This window comes from Psychrobacter sp. 16-MNA-CIBAN-0192 (genome assembly GCF_040309565.1).
GTDB lineage: Bacteria > Pseudomonadota > Gammaproteobacteria > Pseudomonadales > Moraxellaceae > Psychrobacter.
Genome location: NZ_JBEOOX010000077.1, coordinates 1 through 346, shown reverse-complemented (window position 1 = coordinate 346; position 346 = coordinate 1). Strand labels below are relative to the sequence as shown.

Annotated in this window: 1 protein-coding gene; it reads left to right on the top strand. The window is 36.7% G+C overall.

Annotation, left to right across the window (positions count from 1 at the left end; genetic code table 11):
* Positions 1-62 precede the first annotated feature (62 nt).
* On the top strand, positions 63-346 hold a 284-nt coding region (locus AAEY78_RS12425; protein ID WP_352339647.1), incomplete at its 3' end, for a replication initiation protein.

Here is a 346-nt window from a genome sequence, read left to right as displayed (position 1 = left end):
TCACTGAATACTGTGACTATGAGGACGGTGACGGTTACGTAGATATTAGCTTTAGTCGTCAAATGGAGCCGTATATTTGCATGATAGAGGGTAATTTCACTACTCAAGTGCTTATCTCTAGCGCACGACTCAGAGACACAAATGCCAGTAACATATATCAACTTATAAGGCAGAAAATAAGTCAGAAGAAAGACCGTTTTTTTGAAATTACTGTTGAAGAACTAAAGGAAGAGCTTGGGCTTTACACAATAAAGAATAAGGAAAAAGTTTATTCTTATCCGTTGTTTAAAGAGTTTAATCGCAGTGTTATCAAGCAAAGCATCGATACCATTGAAGACACTACTGA